The sequence below is a fragment of the Paeniglutamicibacter psychrophenolicus genome (genome assembly GCF_030812255.1).
Lineage (GTDB): Bacteria > Actinomycetota > Actinomycetes > Actinomycetales > Micrococcaceae > Paeniglutamicibacter > Paeniglutamicibacter psychrophenolicus_A.
In genome coordinates, this window is sequence record NZ_JAUSSH010000018.1 from 1 (window position 1) to 17,834 (window position 17,834).

Genomic DNA, 17,834 nt, shown 5'->3' on the forward strand with positions numbered 1-17,834 from the left:
GGTGGGGGGGTGGGGCGTCTTGGTCGCGCCGGCCACCCCCCCACCCCCCCCCCCGGGGCGGCGGCCGGGGGGGGCTGGGGGCCCCCCCCCCCCCCGCTGCCGGCTCCCCGGCAGTTCAGGCAGGAGGCTGGGCCCCGGGGCTACTGCAAGGCGGAGGTGAGCCGGGCCAGGTTGTCCAGCACCGTGGAGCGCAGCGGCTGGCGCATCCATTCCTCAAGCGTCAGCATCCGGCTGACCTCGCGGTACTCGTCCTCGACCGCGCGCAGCCGCGCCACGAATCCGGCATCGCGCACCAGCATCGAGACCTCCATGTTCAGGCTGAAGGACCGCATGTCCATGTTGCTGGATCCGATCATCGCCACCTCGTCGTCGATGGTGAAGTGCTTGGCGTGCAGGATGTACGGGGCGGGATAGAGGAAGATGCGCACCCCGGCGCGCAGCAGCTGCTCGTAGTAGGACCGTTGCGCGTGGTGGACCAGCGCCTGGTCGCCGATCTCCGAGACGAACAAGTCCACCGGCACCCCGCGCGCCACCGCGGAGCTGATCGCATACAGCAGCGACTCGTCGGGCACGAAGTACGGGGAGGTGATCACGATGCGCTGCTGGGCCGCGTGGATCAGACCCAGGAAGAGCCGCAGGTTGTTCTCGCGCTCGAACCCCGGGCCCGAGGGCACCACCTGGATGAGCATGGTCCCGGCATCGGCACGGTGGTCGACCAGTGCGCTGCCCAGCCGCGAGAGGCTTTCGCCGCCGGAGACCAGCTCGGCCCGGCGCACGCCCTGGAGGATGACCTCGCCGGTCTCGGAGTACCAGTCGGAGATGAACACCGCGTCCAGGGTCGAGACGCCCGGGCCGCGCAGCTCCACGACCAGTTCCTTCCACTTCAGCCCGCGCCTGATGTTCTTCTTCACGTTGTAGTCCCGGGAGATCATGTTCAACGAGCCCATATAGCCCACGGTGCCGTCGATGACCAGGATCTTGCGGTGGTTGCGCAGGTCGGGGCGCTGGAACTTGCCCTTCAGCGGCTGCAGCGGGAGCATCAACGTCCAGTTCGCGCCCATTGCATCCAGCCGGGCCTTGGTGGCCGCATAGTCCCTCTTGCCGCGCGAGGCCCAGTGGTCGAGCATCACGTTCACCGTCACCCCGCGCGCGATGGCCCGCTCCAGCGCGTCGAAGAAGCCGGCGGTGGTCGCATCGACGCCCAGGATGTAGAACTGCACGTGCACGTACCCGGTGGCGGAGTCCACGGCGTCGGCCATTGCGGCGATGGTCTGTTCGTAGTCGCCCAGCAGCGTCCCGGAATTACCCGCCAGCAGCGGCAGGCCCCCGTACACGGCGTTCATCCGGACCAGCGAGTTGAACCACGCGGGGTTGTTTCCATGGGTGTCCTCGAGGCGCTCCTCCGCGCTGACGGCGCGCATGAACGTGTTGATCTCCTCCTGCACCTCGCGGCGCTTGCGCGGCAGCTTGGGGGAGCCGATCAGCAGGAAGGCGATGACCCCGAAGTAGGGGATCAGGAAGATCGCCAGCAGCCACGCCATCCCGGAGGTCGGACGCCGGTTCCGCGGCACGAAGATGATCGCCAGGACGCGAATGGCCAAATCGACGACCACCAGCGCACTCGCCCACCACCAGGCACTTGTAAACATGTATGCAACTTTCCCGAAGCCGGACCGATCGTCCGAACCAACGCGTTCCACTAGGTACGCTAGCGGATCGGCGGTTCCCGCGGTGTTCACCCGGCCCCGGAGCCGCCGGCGCGTTGCCACCGGATGCCGCGGGGGAGGGCGCCGGCGGCCCGGTCCGGGGACTCAGCCCAGGGACTCGGCCTCGTCCTCGCGCGGGGAGAGAACCACCTTGTTGTCCAACCCGTTGAAGATCTTCACCGGGCGGCGCATGTCCCAGGTCGGCCACTCGGCGATCCCCATCGTGGCAAAGCACACCCAGGCCTCGTGCATGGCGCTGGCCAGCGCCTGCGGTGCCGAATTGCCCACCAGCCCGATGGCATCGGCCGTGGCCAGGTTGTCAAAGACGAAGGGCAACTCGGTGCCGTGCGCCGCACCCAGTTCCTCCACGGGGCTGTGCCACGCAAACTCGTACACCTGGGTCTGCGCCCCGGCGTAGTGCCGGGCATCGGCCAGCCTGTACATCGGCACCCGCAGGAGCTTGTCGGTGGCCAGCGCACCGAGCAGCTCGCCCGGGCCGGCACCGGGGCGGTTGTGCGCGAAGAGCTTTTGCGCCGCATGCGGGATCCCGGCCTTGCGCCGGGCCAGCGCCAGGTGGACCTTGGTGATCTTTTCGGCCCGGCCCGAGGGCACCAGCCACAGCCGGGCCTCCTCGGAGGTGGTGCCGACCAGCAGCGGGATCTGTTTCCCGGCGCCGGCGACCAGCGCCTCCAACGGGTCCTCGGGGACCAGCTGCCCATCGATCGCCAGCGTGTAGGAGAACCCGCCCTCCAGCGGGCCGGCCCCGGTGGCCACCCGCTGGAGGGAGGCCAGCAGCTCGGCGGGGGTGCGGGCAGCGAATTCCTCGCGGGTTGCCCCGATGCCCAGGTCGGTGGCGATCTTCTGCGTCATCCGCCGGGCCCGGTTCACCGGCTGCGCCGGCAACGGGGCACTTTGGATGATGGCCCGGGAGACCAGCGACGCCGCATGCGGGTGGGCCAGCAGCGCGGCCACCAGGGAGCCGCCGGCCGAATGCCCCATGACGGTGACCTGTCCCGGGTCCCCGCCGAAGGAGGCGATGTTGGCCTTGACCCACTCCAGCGCGGCCATGACATCGGCCAGCCCCAGGTTCAGCGGGGCATCCTCCAGCACCGAGAACCCCTCGGCGCCCAGCCGGTAGTTGGCCGCGACGAAGACCACCGCGTCGCGCGCGAAGGCCGTGCCGTCATAGCCCTCCAGGGAGTTGGATCCGTGCTGCAGCGCCCCGCCGTGGATCCACACCAGCACCGGGCGCAGCGCCGGGGAATGCTTGTCCGGGGCGTACACGTCCACGTTCAGGCACCCGTCCCCGGGAATCCCCTTCGTGGGCAGCAGCCGTCCCAGGGCCCCGGCATACGGGAGTTGCCAGGCGGTGGGTCCGTGGGCGGTCGCGGGCAGGGGGCCGGTCCACGGCTCCGGCAGCGTGGGAAGGGCGAAGCGGTTCTTCCCGACGGGCGCCGCGGCATAGGGGATGCCCAAAAACCGCTGCACGCCGCCGACCAGCATTCCCTCCACCGGGCCGCTGGGCGTGGCACGGATCAGCGAGACTCCGTGCGGATCATTGCCGACACCCATGGATTCCACCTTGTTCTTGCGCCACCACCGCCATGAATCCAGATTAGCGGCGCGACGGCTCCAATGGCAGGGGGGTGTTCCGGTGCCCCGGCACCCGCCCCGGCCATGGGGCACAATGGGTGCCAGGGGCAGGCGGGCCTTGCCCGGGGGTAGCCCGGTCGAGGGCCGCCGGGGCCCTTCCGCCGCAGGCAACGCCGCAGCCAACGCCGCAAGGAGCACCATGGCCAGGATCAGGGGCGCCACGACCGAGGAGTACTTCGCGAACGTCCCGGCCGAACTTCGCCCCAGGGCCAGGCAGCTGCACCGGACCCTGGTCCAGGCGCTGCCGCGGGCGCAGGTGCAGATCAAGTGGGGGCAGCCGGCCTTCGTCGACGGCACCATCCTGGTCTCCTACGCCGTGTTCGCCAAGCACATCAACCTGTACACCACGCCGAGTTCCCGCGAGGCGCTCGCCGGAGAACTGGCCGGCCACCGGACGGGCAAGGGCTCGATCCAGCTGCCGCACGATGCGCCGCTGCCGATCGGGCTCATCAGGCGCGTCGCCGCCGCGCGGGCCGAAGAGTACCTGGAGCACGGGGTGTTGTGGATGTCCTAGCGCGCCCCCACGTAGGTCCAGTGCCAGGGTTCGCCGGCCACGGTGCTGCCGAACCCGTGGCGTGCGGCATGCGACTCCATCCAGCGCAGCGCCTCCCCGGAAAGCGTCATGTCCACGCTGATGCCCAGCCCGTGCTCGCTGGTTCCCACCGCGGCCGCCGTGCCGCCCTCGGAGAGCAGCCCGTAGCGCTTGATGAGGCCTTCCTGGTCGGCCAGGCTCCGGTAGGCCGAATTCACCTGCACCTCGTGCCCGGCCCGGCGCAGCCCCACGGCCAGCTCGGTGAACGCGGCCGCGGCCTCCGACGCCAGGTATCGGCCCGGCCCGATGCGCACCAGCTCATCGAGCGGGATCTTGCCGTTGCCGTACGTGGCCCCGAGGCCTGTGCCCTCCGCGGATGCGGCAGCCGGCCGCAGCACGGACCCGGCCGGGAACCCCGCCTCCGCTTCCGGCTCCGCGAAGGGCTTCAGTGCATAGGCGATCCCGAGGACAGAAGCGGTGAGCATGGCCAGCGCGGTGAGCACGGCGGCCAGGCGCATGGCCCGGGCCATCGGCGAGGGCGGGAGTTGGGAGGGAAAACTCATCATGGTTCCAGTCTTCGCGGATCCGGCGCCGTGCGCATCGGGCCGCGGGCCGAATCCCGTCCCGGCGATGCGGTACCTGCGTCTGAGCCGTGCGGTACCTGCGGGTGACCCGCGGCCGCGCGGGGACGTCTAACGTAGTGGGCATGCACAATTGCGTTTCCCGTCGTTCGGCGGCAGCTGCCCCGGCACGAGCCCGCCCCGCGATCGGGCCGGAGGGCGCCCGGTGAGCTCGCCGGTTCAGGCGCGGGCGCGGGACATCGAACCGGTCCGCTGGCGCGGGCGGTGGGGATGGCGCTCCGATGTCACGGCGGCGTTCATGTTCCTGGCCCTGGTGGTGCTCTGCCACGAATTCCTCTTCATGGCCCGGATCTCGGGCAGCCAGCTGGCTGACACCGCGCTCTTCGTGCTGGCCGCCGCCGTGGCCATCGGCTGTGCGCGGGTGCTGCCCGGGGTGGCGCTGTCCCTCATCTGGGTGGGGACGCTGCTGCAGATGCTCGGCGGATTCGACGTCGACCTGGCCCAGCTGGCCGCGCTGTACGTGGTGGGGATGGTGGCCCGCTTCGGCACCCGGCTCTGGGTCTTCATGGCCGGGGCCTCGATCGCGGTGGGCTCGGTGCTGGGCACCTTGTACATCGCGCGCGTCGGCTCCTGGGTCTCCGGGCCGCTCTTCGCCGCCATGGACTCCAATGCCTGGCCCGAGCGCAACCAGCTGGTCGCGATCTTCGTGGTGGTCGCCTCGGTGATGACACTGCCGTGGCTGCTGGGATTGCTGGTGCGGCTGTTCGCCGGCAAGCAATCCGCCGAGCGCGGCTCCGCCCGGGCCCGGGAGGAGGCCGACAGCGCGCTGGAGCTCGCCCGGCTGCGGGCCGAGAACGCGGCGCTGGCCCGCGACGTGCACGACGTGGTGGGGCACTCGCTGGCCGTGATCATCGCGCAGGCCGACTCGATCCGCTTCATCCCGGACGACGATGTCGCCCGCATCCGCGAGACCACCGGCACGATTGCCGACGCGGCCCGCCGCTCCCTGGGCGAGGTGCGCCAGGTGCTCTCGCAAACCGCCGAAACCAGGCCCGCGGACACCCGGCCGACGCAAACACCGCCGGCCGATTCCAGGGCGGCGGCCGCGGGCCCCGGGCACCCGGTGGCGCGCAGCCTGGCGCTGGCGACCGCGCAAATGGGGCTGCTGCCCCCGCGGACCTCGGAGATCTCCGCCATCCTCCAGAACGTGCGCGGCACCGGGTACGAGGTCAGCGAGGAAACCCTCGGGGAGCCGGTGCCGCTGCCGGCGGACATCGTTCCGGCCACCCGGCGGATCATCCAGGAGATGCTCGCCAACGCGCTGCACCACGGCTGCTCCACCACCCCGATCTACGTGCGGCACTACTGGGGTGCCACCAGCTACACGCTGAGCGTGACAAACTACTTTGAGTCCCCCGCCGCCTCGGCGCGCACCGGGACCGGGATCGCGGGCATGCGCCAGCGCCTGGCCAGCCTCTCGGGAACCCTGAGCATCGACTCCGAGGTCGGGGTGGCCGGCGCCCCCGACCTGTTCACGATTGCCGCGACCTTCCCGATCAACACCGAATGGATGAGCCGTTGACCCTCCCCAAGATCCGCGTGGCCCTGGTCGATGACCAGCAGCTCTTCCGCTCCGGCCTGGCCGTGATCATCGGCGCCCAGCCCGACATGGCCGTGGTGGCTCAGGCCGCCAACGGCACCGAGGCGCTGGGGGAGATCGCCGCCCACGGCCCGGACGTGGTGCTGATGGACGTGCAGATGTCGCCCATGGACGGGGTCGAGGCCACCCGCAGGATCTTCGAGGATGTATCCGGGCGCTTCGCCACGGTGCCGAAGGTCATCATGCTGACCACCTTCGACTGGGACGAGCACGCCGCCACCGCCGTCCGCCACGGCGCCAGCGGGTTCCTGCTCAAGGACAGCACCCCGGAGTTCGTCTGCGAATCGATCCGTGCGGTGCACGGCGGTTCAGCCGTGATCGCCCCGCAGTCCCTGGCCGCGCTGCTGCGCGACGAACCGGAACCGGTGCCCGAGATCCCGGTGCCGTACCTGGAACTGACCGAGCGGGAACGGGAGGTCTTCAACGCCGTCGCGCTGGGGCTGACCAACCAGGAGATCTCCGGGCGGCTGTTCCTGGGCGAATCCACGGTCAAGACCCACATCGGGGCGATCCTGCGCAAGCTCGCGCTGCGCGACAGGGTGCAGATCGTGGTGTACTCCTACGAGAACGGCATCGGCCGCTAGCACCGTGCGCGTTCCCGACGGGCGTCCGGCCCGCTTTGCGCATGCGTCCCCCGCGGCCTGTGGGGCAAGACACGTGGTGTCAATTGGTGGCCGCGGCACCATTGGCTGTAGTCTCATCCGTAGCCAATGCACCTTTTCTCAAAGGAGCGGCGGTTAGGCCCCCGTGGAGATTCGCCGTCACCACGGGGGCCGCTCAATTTAACCTGCGGCCCGCATTTTCGAGATCTTCGTGGCCCTTGAACGAGCGCAGCTGCTCGAGGGGGTTGAGGTCCAGGACGCGGGCGACCTTGATGATCGTCTCGGCTTGGACCCTGTCACCGGCCAGTTGCTGGATGATGCGGATCCGGGAGAAACCGGCTTGCCTGGACAGCACCGTCAGACCGATGCCGGGCGCGACCGAGTCGAGCCAATGCCCGACATCGGTCTTAGTCAGGATCACAATTGCTTCCCCTCGAGGAGCTTTTCCTCTAATCTAGCCGATGGCATGCCATTGCCGCGATACGGGAAGGGAGCCTTTCCGCGACTGGTTTCCATGGCAGTAGTCTTGAAGCATTTGGCTCTCCGTCCCGAGCCGAACAGACAGAAGTAGCTGGTTCGCGGGAACCCATTCCGAAAGGAAGAGGATACGTCGGCGCCACACCGGTGCCCAGCAGGTAGCTGATCGGCAATTGGGACGCGGCGAACTCGTGGTCCTGCGATCCGGGGTTGTGGCCAGATCTGTCCGATTCGTCTTGCCTCAGATAGGAATACCCGTGTGGCGGCGCGTGTTTCTGGTGTTGTCTCGTTGTCGTGGACATCGGTTCAAGCCGCTTCCTGGGCAGCGGTGGTGTGCTGCTGTTCAAGGGCTACCTGCGATATCTGCCCGCGGGGGATGCCGGCGGACCGAAGGGGTGGATCCGCGCCTCTTCCAGGATCCGGGGTATTTCGACATTGTTCACCTGCCCAGGCACCCAAGTCCCCCGGCGCATGCTGACGGGGCAATCCAGCCACTGGCCTTTCCGGTGTTCCGGAGTATTTTCAGTCATTCACTGGTTCATCCTCGGGTAAGCCGGATCGATCTCTTTATCGCAGGCGCAGCCCAACTGTTAAGACGTTGACCCGGGCCCGCCGCTGGTCTAGCGTGGCGTGAACCAGCTGCCCGTCCCGGGCACCGGGGGAAGAGAGGCCCAGTCATGACAACACCGACAGAGACCATCAGCCCATGGCCGACCACCCGAAAAGGGGATACCGCCCATCCGGTGCGGACCCTGCAGTGGCTGCTGCGCCAACACGGGCACCCGCTGCTGGTGGATGGAGACTTCGGTCCCATCACCGACGCCGCTGTGCGGGCGTTCCAGGGCAGCAAGGGACTGTATGTGGACGGGATCGTGGGCCCCAAGACATGGCCGGCGGTAGTGGTCACCGTCCGGCAGAGCAGCACCGGAGATGCCGTCAAGGGGGTGCAGGAGGAATTCCAGTTCCGCAATCTCTCAGGTGATCCGAACAAGGGACTGAAGATCGACGGCATTTTCGGACCCAAGACGGACGGGGCGGTGCGCGGCTTCCAGTCGGCCCTGGAGTTGGTGGTGGATGGCATTGTGGGACCGATTACCTGGCGGGCACTGGTCAGTGGAATGCTGGCCGGCTGACGGCCGGCTCGGAATTCGATAATCATCCGGGTACTGCCCGGCGTATGGGGTTTAACCCGGGCCAGGTCAAGGCACCCCTTGCGGGCCCGGGCTGCGGGCATGAAAAAAGCTCCCGTCCGCCAGGCTGGCCTGGCAAACGGGAGCTTTTCATCGGTGCCCTCGAAAGGATTCGAACCTTCGACCTTCCGCTCCGGAGGCGGACGCTCTATCCCCTGAGCTACGAGGGCAATGCCGGAGTGCGATACGTGCCCGCAAAACGAATTCCGGCTGGGAACGTAGACGAGCTTAGCAGGTGTCAAGCGGGGAATGACAAATCGGGACCCGCGCCGCACTCCGGCGGTGCCCAAAAGCGCCCCTGATGTGTGCGACGTCGCTCCGTCACATCGGCGGCAGCGGCCCGCGGGCCCGGTTATCCTTGAGTGGTGACTCCTGAAGAACTCTCCACAGCCATTTCCGCTTGCCTCCGCGATGCCGTCGCCGCCGGCCAGATTTCCGTCGACGTACCCGAGAGCGTGCGAGTGGAGCGACCCAAGAGCCGCGACCACGGGGACTGGGCCACCAACATCGCCCTGCAGCTGGGCAAGAAGGCGTCCATGAACCCGCGCGACTTCGCCCAGGTCCTGGCCACCCGCCTGGCCGATGCCGACGGGGTAGCCAAGGTCGAGATTGCCGGACCGGGCTTCCTGAACATCACCCTCGAGGCCGGAGCCGCCGGCGAACTGGCCCGGTCAATCGTCGAGGCCGGTGCCGCCTACGGCACCAACGAGGCCCTGGTCGGCCACGAGATCAACATGGAGTTCGTCTCCGCGAACCCCACCGGCCCGCTGCACATCGGCCACACCCGCTGGGCAGCCCTGGGCGACTCGATCGCCCGCGTGCTCAAGGCCAGCGGCGCCAACGTCACGTCCGAGTACTACATCAACGACGCCGGCAACCAGATGAACATCTTTGCCCTGTCGGTCTACAACCGCCTGCACGGGCTGCCGGTGCCCGAGGGCGGCTACCCGGGCGGGTACATCAAGGAACTCGCCGACGCGGTGGCCGACGCGCACCCGGACATCCGCAACCTGACCGCCGAAGCGGCGCTGCCGATCGTCCGCCACGCCGCCTATGTGGCGCAGATGGCCGACATCAAGGAGACCCTGAACGACTTCGGCGTCGAGTTCGACGTGTTCTTCTCCGAGCAGGAACTGCACGCCGGCGGAGCGGTCGAGGACGCCGTGGCACGCCTGCGCGAGCAGGGCCACATCGACGACACCGACGGGGCGGTCTGGCTGCGCACCACCGACTTCGGCGACGACAAGGACCGCGTGCTGATCCGCGCCAACGGGGAGCCGACCTACTTCGCCGCCGACGCCGCCTACTACCTGTCCAAGAAGGACCGCGGCTTCACCGAGAAGATCTACCTGCTCGGCGCCGACCACCACGGCTACGTCAACCGCCTCAAGGCCATCGCTGCCGCGGCCGGGGACGACCCGAAGGTCAACATCGAGGTGCTGATCGGCCAGCTGATCTCCGTGAACGGTGCCCGCCTGTCCAAGCGCGCCGGCAACATCATCGAACTGCGCGACCTGGTCAACTGGCTCGGCGCCGACGCGCTGCGCTACTCGCTGGGCCGCTACCCGGCCGATTCGCCGATGACCATCGACCCCGAACTGCTCAAGAAGAACACCAACGACAACCCGGTGTTCTACGTCCAGTACGCCCACGCCCGTTCGCGCGCCGCGAGCCGAAACGCCGTGGAGAAGGGCGTGGAACGCACCGACTTCGACGCCACGTTGCTCACCCACGAGACCGAGAACGACCTGCTCGCGGCCCTGGGGCAGTTCCCCTCGGTCGTCGCCCAGGCAGCCACGCACCGCGAACCGCACCGCGTGGCCCGCCACCTCGAGCTGCTCGCCGGCGCCTACCACTCCTGGTATGCCGCCTGCCGCGTGACCCCCGTGGGCGACGGCACCGTCGAGCCCATCCACCGCACCCGCCTCTGGCTCAACGACGCCACCACCCAGGTCCTGGCCAACGGCCTGGACCTGCTGGGCGTATCCGCACCGGAAAAGATGTAAGGACCCTTCCCATGGCCGTTTCACAGCTTGCCCCTTCCTGGCTGTCCTTCCCCGAGGACGCCAACGCGCTGCGCCCCATCGAATGGGCCGCCGGCGTGGCCCGGGCCGGGGACGGTGAGCTGGCCGTCCAGGGCATCGGCGTCGCCGAGCTGGCCCGCGAGTTCGGCACCCCGCTGTTCGTGCTCGACGAGGACGACTTCCGCGCCCGCGCGGCCGGCTTCAAGCGGGCCTTCGACGCGGCGTTCAAGGACCTGTGCGGCGGGGTCGATGTCTACTACGCCGGCAAGGCGTTTTTGAGCACCGAGGTCGCCCGCTGGGTCACCGCCGAGGGCCTGCGCCTGGACACCTGCTCCGGCGGTGAAATGGCAGTGGCCCGGGTTGCCGGCGTGCCCGCCGCAAACCTGTCGCTGCATGGGAACAACAAGTCCGTCACCGAGATCCGCACCGCACTGGAGGCGGATTTGGGCCGCATCGTCGTGGACTCGCTCGACGAGCTGCAGCGCGTCGCGGACCTGGCCAGGGAAACCGGCAGGCGCGCCAACGTGATGCTGCGCCTGACCCCGGGTGTGCACGCCAGCACCCACGAATTCATCGCCACCGCCCACGAGGACCAGAAGTTCGGGCTCTCGATGATCCCGGCGGGCGACGAGGAATCCCCGGCCGCCGCCGCGGTGCGCTTCGCGCTGGGACACGCGGAGCTGAACCTGCTGGGCCTGCACGCGCACATCGGCTCGCAGATCTTCGATTCCGAGGGCTTCGCGCTGGCCGCGCAGAAGATGCTCGGCTTCCTGGCACAGGTCAAGAAGGACCACGGCGTCGAGCTGCCCGAGCTGGATCTGGGCGGCGGCTACGGCATCGCCTACACCGAGGCCGACACCCCCAGCACACCGGCCGTGCTGGCCGCCGCGATGGCCGAGGTGGTGGGCAGCACCGCCGCCCAGCTGGGCCTGGCGGTCCCGCGGATCTCCATCGAACCGGGCCGCGCCATCGCCGGTTCCTCCACCTTCACCCTCTACGAGGCCGGCGTGCGCAAGAGTGTCCAGGTGGAGACCGCCGACGGCACACTGGTGCCGCGCCGCTACATCTCGGTGGACGGCGGGATGAGCGACAACGCCCGCCCGGTGCTCTACGACGCGGACTACACCGCGGTGCTCGCCTCCCGTGTGACGGAAAGCGACCCGATTGTTTCCCGCGTGGTTGGCAAACACTGCGAATCCGGTGACATAGTCGTACGGGACGTTTACCTGCCCGAGGATGTTGCCGCAGGCGACCTGCTCGCGGTGCCCGGCACCGGGGCGTATTGCTGGGCATTGGCCAGCAACTACAACTACCTGGGGCGCCCGGCCGTGGTGGCGGTGCGCAACGGCGCAGCCCGCGCCATCATCCGCAGGGAAACCGAAGCCGATCTGTTGGCCCGCGACTTGGGAGCATAGTAATAAACGTGAAGACATTGAAGGTGGCCCTGCTGGGCTGCGGCAACGTGGGAGCCCAGGTTGCCCGCATCCTGACGGACGACGCCGCGGTGCTGGCCGACCGCGCCGGCGCGAAACTTGAACTGGCGGGCATTGCCGTGCGCAACACCGCCGCCACGCGCGACGTGGTACTCCCGGCGGACCTGTTCACCACCGACGCCGAGGCGCTGGTCGACGGCGCAGACATCGTCATCGAGCTGCTCGGCGGCCTCGAGCCGGCCGGTGCGCTGATCCGCCGGGCGCTGTCCCGCGGCGCCTCGGTGGTCACCGGCAACAAGGCGCTGCTCGCGGCCCAGGGCGCGGAACTGAACGCGCTGGCCTTCGAATCCGGGGCCCAGTTGCGCTACGAGGCCGCCGTCGCCGGCGCCATCCCGATCCTGCGCCCGATCTCCGACTCCCTCTCCGGGGACCGGATCACCAAGGTGATGGGCATCGTCAACGGCACCACCAACTTCATCCTCGACGCCATGGACACCACCGGTGCCGCGTTCGAGGACGTGTTGGGCCAAGCCCAGGACCTGGGCTACGCCGAGGCCGACCCGACCGCCGATGTCGAGGGGCACGACGCCGCCGCCAAGGCCGCGATCCTCGCCTCGCTGGCCTTCCACACCGACTTCGCCTACGCGGATGTCCACTGCGAGGGCATCACCAAGATCACCGCGGCCGACGTCGCGGCGGCCAAGGATGCCGGCATGGTCATCAAGCTGCTGGCCATCGCCGAACGCGGCGCCAAGGGCATCGGGGTGCGCGTGCACCCGACGCTGCTGCGCCGCACCCACCCGCTGGCCGCCGTCCACGGCGCGTTCAACGCGGTCTTCGTCGAGGCCGAGAACGCCGGGGAGCTGATGTTCTACGGCGCCGGCGCCGGCGGGGCCCCCACCGCCTCGGCCGTGCTGGGCGACACCGTCGCGGTGGCCCGCCGCGTGGTCTCCGGCGGCCCGTTGCCGGCCATCGCCGCGCAGCAAAAGGTGCAGGTCATGGACCTCGCCGACATCGCCACCAGCTACTGGATCGGGCTGCGCGTCACCGACGAGCCCGGTGTGCTGGCCGCGATCGCCGCGATCTTTGCCCAGCACGGTGTTTCCATCGAGACGCTGCGCCAGACCGTAAAGCCGGAAGCCAACGGCGGGGTCGCGGACCTGCGCATCGTCACCCACCGCTCCACCGAATCGGCGCTTGCCGCCACCGTGGCCGCCGTCTCCGCGCTGGCCGCCGTCCAAGAAGTAACCTCTGTACTGCGAGTTGAAGGAAACTAAGTGGCCCACCAGTGGCGCGGAGTCATCCGCGAATATGCCGACCGCCTGCCCGTTGACGAAAACACCAGGGTCATCACCCTGGGCGAGGGCGGCACCCCGTTGGTTTTCGCCCCCGCACTGAGCGAGCTCACCGGCTCCGAGGTCTACCTGAAGGTCGAGGGCATGAACCCGACCGGGTCCTTCAAGGACCGCGGCATGACCATGGCGATGACCGCCGCGGTCGCCGCCGGCGCCAAGGCCGTGGTGTGCGCCTCCACCGGCAACACCTCCGCCTCCGCCGCGGCCTACGCCACCCAGGCCGGGCTCAAGTGCGCGGTGCTGGTCCCGGACGGCAAGATCTCCATGGGCAAGATGTCGCAGGCGATCGCGCACGGCGCGGACATCATCCAGATCGACGGGAACTTCGACAACTGCCTCGAGGTCGCCCGCAAGCTGAGTGAAAACTACCCGGTGTTCCTGGTGAACTCGGTGAACCCCGCCCGCATCGAGGGCCAGAAGACCGGCGCCTTCGAAGTTGTTGACTTCCTGGGCGACGCCCCGGACTATCACGTGCTGCCGGTGGGCAACGCGGGCAACATCACCGCGTACTGGAAGGGCTACAAGGAGTACTCCTCCGAGTACACCAACTTCGCCGGCGAGAAACTCGCACCGGTGTCCACCAAGACCCCGATCATGTGGGGCTTCCAGGCCGCGGGCGCCGCACCGATCGTGCTGGGCCACCCGGTGACCGAGCCGGACACCATCGCCACCGCCATCCGCATCGGCAACCCCGCATCCTGGAAGCAGGCCGAAGAGGCCCGCGACGAATCCGGCGGAATCATCGACTCGGTGACCGACGACGAGATCCTGGCCGCGCACCGCTGGCTCTCGAGCCGCGAGGGCGTCTTCGTGGAGCCGGGCTCCGCCGCGGGCGTCGCCGGCATCATCAAGCACCACGCCGCGGGCAACGTCCCATCGGGCAAGAAGATCGTCATCACGGTGACGGGCCACGGCCTGAAGGACCCGGACTGGGCGCTGAAGACCGCCGACGGATCGCCCGTCACCCCGACCAAGGTCGCCTTCGACGTCGTCTCGGTGGCCTCGGCCCTCGGCCTGGACTAGGCCGAGCACTCCAGAGTAGGGAAAACAAGCACAAGATGGCGCAGATCCAAGCCGGACAATCAATAGCCGTCCACGTGCCGGCCACGAGCGCGAACCTGGGGCCCGGATTCGACGTGCTGGGCCTGGCGCTGGGCGTGTACGACACCCTGGTGGTGCACACCCTTGCCCCACCCGGCGTCAGTGTGGAAGTCACCGGAGAGGGTGCCGACACGTTGCCCACCGACGAATCCCACCTGATCGCCCGGACCATCCTGGAGCGCTGGGAGGAACTCGGCTTCGAGCCGGCCGGCCTGCGCATCGAGGCCACCAACAACATCCCGCACGGCCGCGGCATGGGATCCAGCGCCGCGGCCATGGTCAGTGCGCTGGCCGCCGCCAACGCACTGCTTCCCGCCGCGTCGCAGGTCGGACTGGATGAGGTCTTCCAGGCCGCCTCGCGCTGGGAGGGGCACCCGGACAACGTAGCCCCGGCGGTCTACGGCGGGCTGACGCTGTCCTGGAGCACCGAGGACGGATTCGGCACGGTGCAAGGGAAGCTGCACGAAGACATCGTCCCGGTCATCGCGATTCCCGATGTCGAACTGTCCACCGCCACGGCACGCGGGCTGCTCCCGGCGACCGTGCCGCATGGGTTGGCCGCGGCCAACGGGGGACGGGTGGGCCTGCTCATCCACGCCCTGGCCCACGACCCGTCGGTCCTGCTGGTCGGCACCGAGGACTTCCTGCACCAGGGCTTCCGGGCGCCGGCCATGGAGCCCAGCGCCGCGCTGATTGCCCGGCTGCGGGCGGCGGGGCATGCGGCCGTGGTCTCCGGCGCCGGTCCCACGGTGCTGGTGCTGTGCGCCGGGCAGGCCCAGGCCCAGGAGGCCGCCGCGGCCATTTCCGCGTTCGCGGCAAGCCACGGCGAAGCAACCTGGCGTGTCCGGATTGAGTCAGTACCGCCAACGGGTGTTAGAGTAGAAGTGCTTTAGCACCCGCCTGAAAAGAAACATCCGGATTCCAGTGGATGGTTCATTGCGTTTCGTGCAGCCATCAATTCCTTCCCTCGCCGCGGCGGGCGGATCTTGGGGAATTCGATCACCACAAACCATTTTCGCCGAGGCGAGCAGGCACACCCACACCATCCGATTGAAGCCGTCAACCATGTTGGTGATTCGATCCCTTGGTGTGTCTTACGATCGACCGACGCACATGCCCCGTTTTTGCGAGGCGGTGCACGGCCGAACCTTTTCCCGCATCTGACGCGGGAACAAGGGGTAGTCACTAGTTGCGGATCTCTCTGATGAAATCCGCCCGACGAGGGGGAAGGAACCTTCGTGACCGAAACCACCAGCCTTACTGCAGGCGTGGACGAAAACAACGCATCCAAGGGCGGCGGACTTGCCGGCCTGAAACTTGCACAATTGCAGGTGCTTGCGTCCCAGCTGGGCATCACCGGCGGTTCGCGGATGCGCAAGAACGATCTTGTCACCGCGATCTCGAACCACCAACGTGGCGGTTCCGTGGCCGACCGCGACGCCAAGGCCAAGGCGGAGCCCAAGGCCGACGCCAAGACCAAGGCCGAGTCCAAGGCCCCCGCCAAGGCAGAGTCGAAGGCACCCGCCAAGACCGCCGCGAAGGCCCCGGCCAAGGGCACCGCCAAGACGGCAAGCAAGCCCGACGAAAGCGAGACCGCCGCGGCCCCGGCCGCCGAGGCGAAGGCCGAAGCACCTGCCCGCCGCACCCGCAGCCGTCGCGCCGATTCCTCCGGAACCGCGGCCCCGGCCGTGGAAACCGCACCGGTCGCCGCCGAGCCGAAGGACACCGAGGCTCCGGCTTCCGAGGCCAAGGCCGTAGAGGCCCCGGCCAGCGAAGAACGCGCACCGCGCCGCAACACCCGCAACCGCCGTGCCGAGTCGACCGGCGCCGCAGCCGCCGAGGCCCCGGCCGAGGCAACCGCTGCGCCCGAGCAGGCTTCTGCCGAGTCCACCGACTCCTCCGAGTCGAGCCAGGACACCAACGAGTCACGCAACGACCGCAACGACCGCGGCGACCGCCACGAGCGCAACCGCAACCGCCGCGACCGCAACCGCAACCGCCGCGAGTCCAACAACAATGACTCCTCCGAGCAGGGCGAAAACGCCGAGGCCCACGAGGAGAAGTCGGCCGAGGTTCGCTCGAACGACCGCTCCAACGACCGCTCGAATGACACCAAGTCGTCCGACCGCTCCGAGGACCGGGCCCGCGAAGGCTCCGAGGACCGCGCGGCCAACCGCCGCGAACGCAACCGCGAGCGCAACGAGCGCAACCGCGACCGCAACCGGAACGACCGCCAGGACCGCGGCAACGACCGGAACGACCGCAACGACCGCAATGACCGTACGGACCGCAACAACCGCCGCGGCCGCAACCGCAACCAGCCCGATGTCGATGACACCGAGTTCAGCGACACGGACGTGCTGCTGCCGGTTGCTGGCATCCTGGACGTGCTGGACAACTACGCGTTCATCCGCACCTCCGGCTACCTCGCCGGCCCGTCGGACGTCTACGTCACCCTGAACCAGGTCAAGAAGTACAACCTGCGCAAGGGCGATGCCGTGGTCGGCGCCATCCGCGCCCCCCGCGAAAACGAGAACGCCAACTCGCGCGCCAAGTTCAACGCCCTGGTCAAGCTCACCGCGATCAACGGCAAGGCCCCGGAGGAGAACACCAACCGCGTCGACTTCTCCAAGCTGACCCCGCTGTACCCGACCGAGCGCCTGCGCCTGGAGACCGACCCGAAGCTGGTCGGCCCGCGTGTCATCGACCTGGTCGCCCCGATCGGCAAGGGCCAGCGCGGCCTGATCGTCTCGCCGCCGAAGGCCGGCAAGACGTTGATCCTGCAGTCCATTGCAAACGCCATCACCATCAACAACCCAGAGGTCCACCTCATGATGGTGCTGGTCGACGAGCGTCCCGAAGAAGTCACCGACATGCAGCGCACGGTCAAGGGCGAGGTCATTGCCTCGACCTTCGACCGCCCGGCGGATGACCACACCACCGTCGCCGAGCTCGCCATCGAGCGCGCCAAGCGCCTGGTGGAAATGGGCATGGACGTCGTGGTCCTGCTGGACTCGATGACCCGCCTGGGCCGTGCCTACAACCTGGCCGCCCCGGCATCCGGGCGCATCCTCTCCGGCGGTGTCGATTCCTCGGCCCTGTACCCGCCCAAGCGCTTCTTCGGTGCCGCACGCAACATCGAAAACGGCGGCTCGCTGACCATCCTGGCCACCGCGCTGGTGGAGACCGGGTCCAAGATGGACGAGGTCATCTTCGAGGAGTTCAAGGGCACCGGCAACATGGAACTGCGCCTGAGCCGCAAGCTCGCGGACAAGCGCATCTTCCCGGCGGTCGATGTCAACGAGTCGGGCACCCGCCGTGAGGAGAAGCTGCTCTCGCCGGACGAGGTGCGCATCATGTGGCGCCTGCGCCGCGTGCTCTCGGGCCTGGACACCCAGCAGGCGCTGGAGACCCTCACGGGCAAGATCCGCGAGACCTCCTCGAACGCCGAGTTCCTGATGCTCATCAACAAGACCACGCTGGGCTCCAAGAACGACGCCTAGCTGCCCTACACGCCCAG

General features: G+C 68.7%; 14 protein-coding genes and 1 tRNA gene. 10 read left to right on the forward strand and 5 right to left on the reverse strand.

Annotated elements, in window-relative coordinates; genetic code table 11:
* Positions 1-140: 140 nt before the first annotated feature.
* Both cls and J2T21_RS18295 read right to left on the reverse strand, forming a co-directional pair.
* Positions 141-1,649, reverse strand: a complete 1,509-nt coding sequence (gene cls / locus J2T21_RS18290; RefSeq protein WP_307583388.1) for a cardiolipin synthase — start codon at positions 1,647-1,649, stop codon at positions 141-143.
* A gap of 162 nt (positions 1,650-1,811) precedes the next feature.
* Positions 1,812-3,278, reverse strand: coding sequence for a carboxylesterase/lipase family protein (locus J2T21_RS18295; protein ID WP_307583389.1), 1,467 nt, complete (start codon positions 3,276-3,278; stop codon positions 1,812-1,814).
* 220 nt (positions 3,279-3,498) lie between these two features.
* Between J2T21_RS18295 and J2T21_RS18300 the strand changes: the two genes are divergently transcribed.
* On the forward strand, positions 3,499-3,873 hold the full coding sequence (locus tag J2T21_RS18300) for an iron chaperone (protein WP_307583390.1): 375 nt from the start codon (positions 3,499-3,501) through the stop codon (positions 3,871-3,873).
* On the opposite strand, the gene J2T21_RS18305 is transcribed toward J2T21_RS18300, so the two are convergent.
* Complete coding sequence (locus J2T21_RS18305) at positions 3,870-4,457, reverse strand: M15 family metallopeptidase (RefSeq protein ID WP_307583391.1); 588 nt, start codon at positions 4,455-4,457, stop codon at positions 3,870-3,872. The two genes, J2T21_RS18300 and J2T21_RS18305, sit on opposite strands and share 4 nt — an antisense overlap.
* A gap of 220 nt (positions 4,458-4,677) precedes the next feature.
* Between J2T21_RS18305 and J2T21_RS18310 the strand changes: the two genes are divergently transcribed.
* Both J2T21_RS18310 and J2T21_RS18315 read left to right on the forward strand, forming a co-directional pair.
* Positions 4,678-6,054, forward strand: a complete 1,377-nt coding sequence (locus J2T21_RS18310) for a sensor histidine kinase (protein ID WP_307583392.1) — start codon at positions 4,678-4,680, stop codon at positions 6,052-6,054.
* On the forward strand, positions 6,039-6,716 hold the full coding sequence (locus J2T21_RS18315) for a response regulator (protein ID WP_307583393.1): 678 nt from the start codon (positions 6,039-6,041) through the stop codon (positions 6,714-6,716). Before J2T21_RS18310 ends, J2T21_RS18315 begins: the two co-directional genes overlap by 16 nt.
* A 193-nt stretch (positions 6,717-6,909) precedes the next feature.
* Here J2T21_RS18315 and J2T21_RS18320 read toward each other — a convergent pair whose 3' ends face one another.
* Entirely contained in the window at positions 6,910-7,155 is a 246-nt protein-coding gene (locus J2T21_RS18320; RefSeq protein WP_307583394.1) for a hypothetical protein, read from the reverse strand.
* Positions 7,156-7,888: 733 nt separating this feature from the next.
* On the opposite strand from J2T21_RS18320, the gene J2T21_RS18325 reads away from it, so the two are divergent.
* The gene (locus J2T21_RS18325; RefSeq protein ID WP_307583395.1) at positions 7,889-8,344 is read left to right on the forward strand and encodes a peptidoglycan-binding domain-containing protein; all 456 of its coding nucleotides are present in this window, start codon (positions 7,889-7,891) and stop codon (positions 8,342-8,344) included.
* 154 nt (positions 8,345-8,498) lie between these two features.
* On the opposite strand, the gene J2T21_RS18330 is transcribed toward J2T21_RS18325, so the two are convergent.
* Positions 8,499-8,571, reverse strand: a tRNA-Arg gene (locus J2T21_RS18330).
* A 195-nt stretch (positions 8,572-8,766) separates the two neighbouring features.
* Here J2T21_RS18330 and argS point away from each other — a divergent pair.
* From argS to rho, 6 genes are all read left to right on the forward strand, one after another.
* Positions 8,767-10,407 carry an arginine--tRNA ligase gene (gene argS / locus J2T21_RS18335; RefSeq protein WP_307583396.1) on the forward strand — a complete coding sequence of 547 codons (1,641 nt, stop codon included), beginning with the start codon at positions 8,767-8,769 and terminating at the stop codon, positions 10,405-10,407.
* An 11-nt stretch (positions 10,408-10,418) separates the two neighbouring features.
* Positions 10,419-11,840 (forward strand): diaminopimelate decarboxylase, encoded by a 1,422-nt coding sequence (lysA, locus tag J2T21_RS18340; RefSeq protein WP_307583398.1) that lies wholly within the window; start codon positions 10,419-10,421, stop codon positions 11,838-11,840.
* A gap of 8 nt (positions 11,841-11,848) precedes the next feature.
* Positions 11,849-13,135 (forward strand): homoserine dehydrogenase, encoded by a 1,287-nt coding sequence (locus J2T21_RS18345; RefSeq protein ID WP_307583399.1) that lies wholly within the window; start codon positions 11,849-11,851, stop codon positions 13,133-13,135.
* On the forward strand, positions 13,136-14,236 hold the full coding sequence (gene thrC / locus J2T21_RS18350; protein WP_307583400.1) for a threonine synthase: 1,101 nt from the start codon (positions 13,136-13,138) through the stop codon (positions 14,234-14,236).
* 35 nt (positions 14,237-14,271) lie between these two features.
* A complete protein-coding gene (thrB, locus tag J2T21_RS18355) occupies positions 14,272-15,207 on the forward strand; it encodes a homoserine kinase (protein WP_307583401.1) in 936 nt (311 codons plus the stop codon).
* A 345-nt stretch (positions 15,208-15,552) separates the two neighbouring features.
* Positions 15,553-17,817 carry a transcription termination factor Rho gene (rho, locus tag J2T21_RS18360; RefSeq protein WP_307583402.1) on the forward strand — a complete coding sequence of 755 codons (2,265 nt, stop codon included), beginning with the start codon at positions 15,553-15,555 and terminating at the stop codon, positions 17,815-17,817.
* The last annotated feature ends 17 nt before the right edge of the window (positions 17,818-17,834 follow it).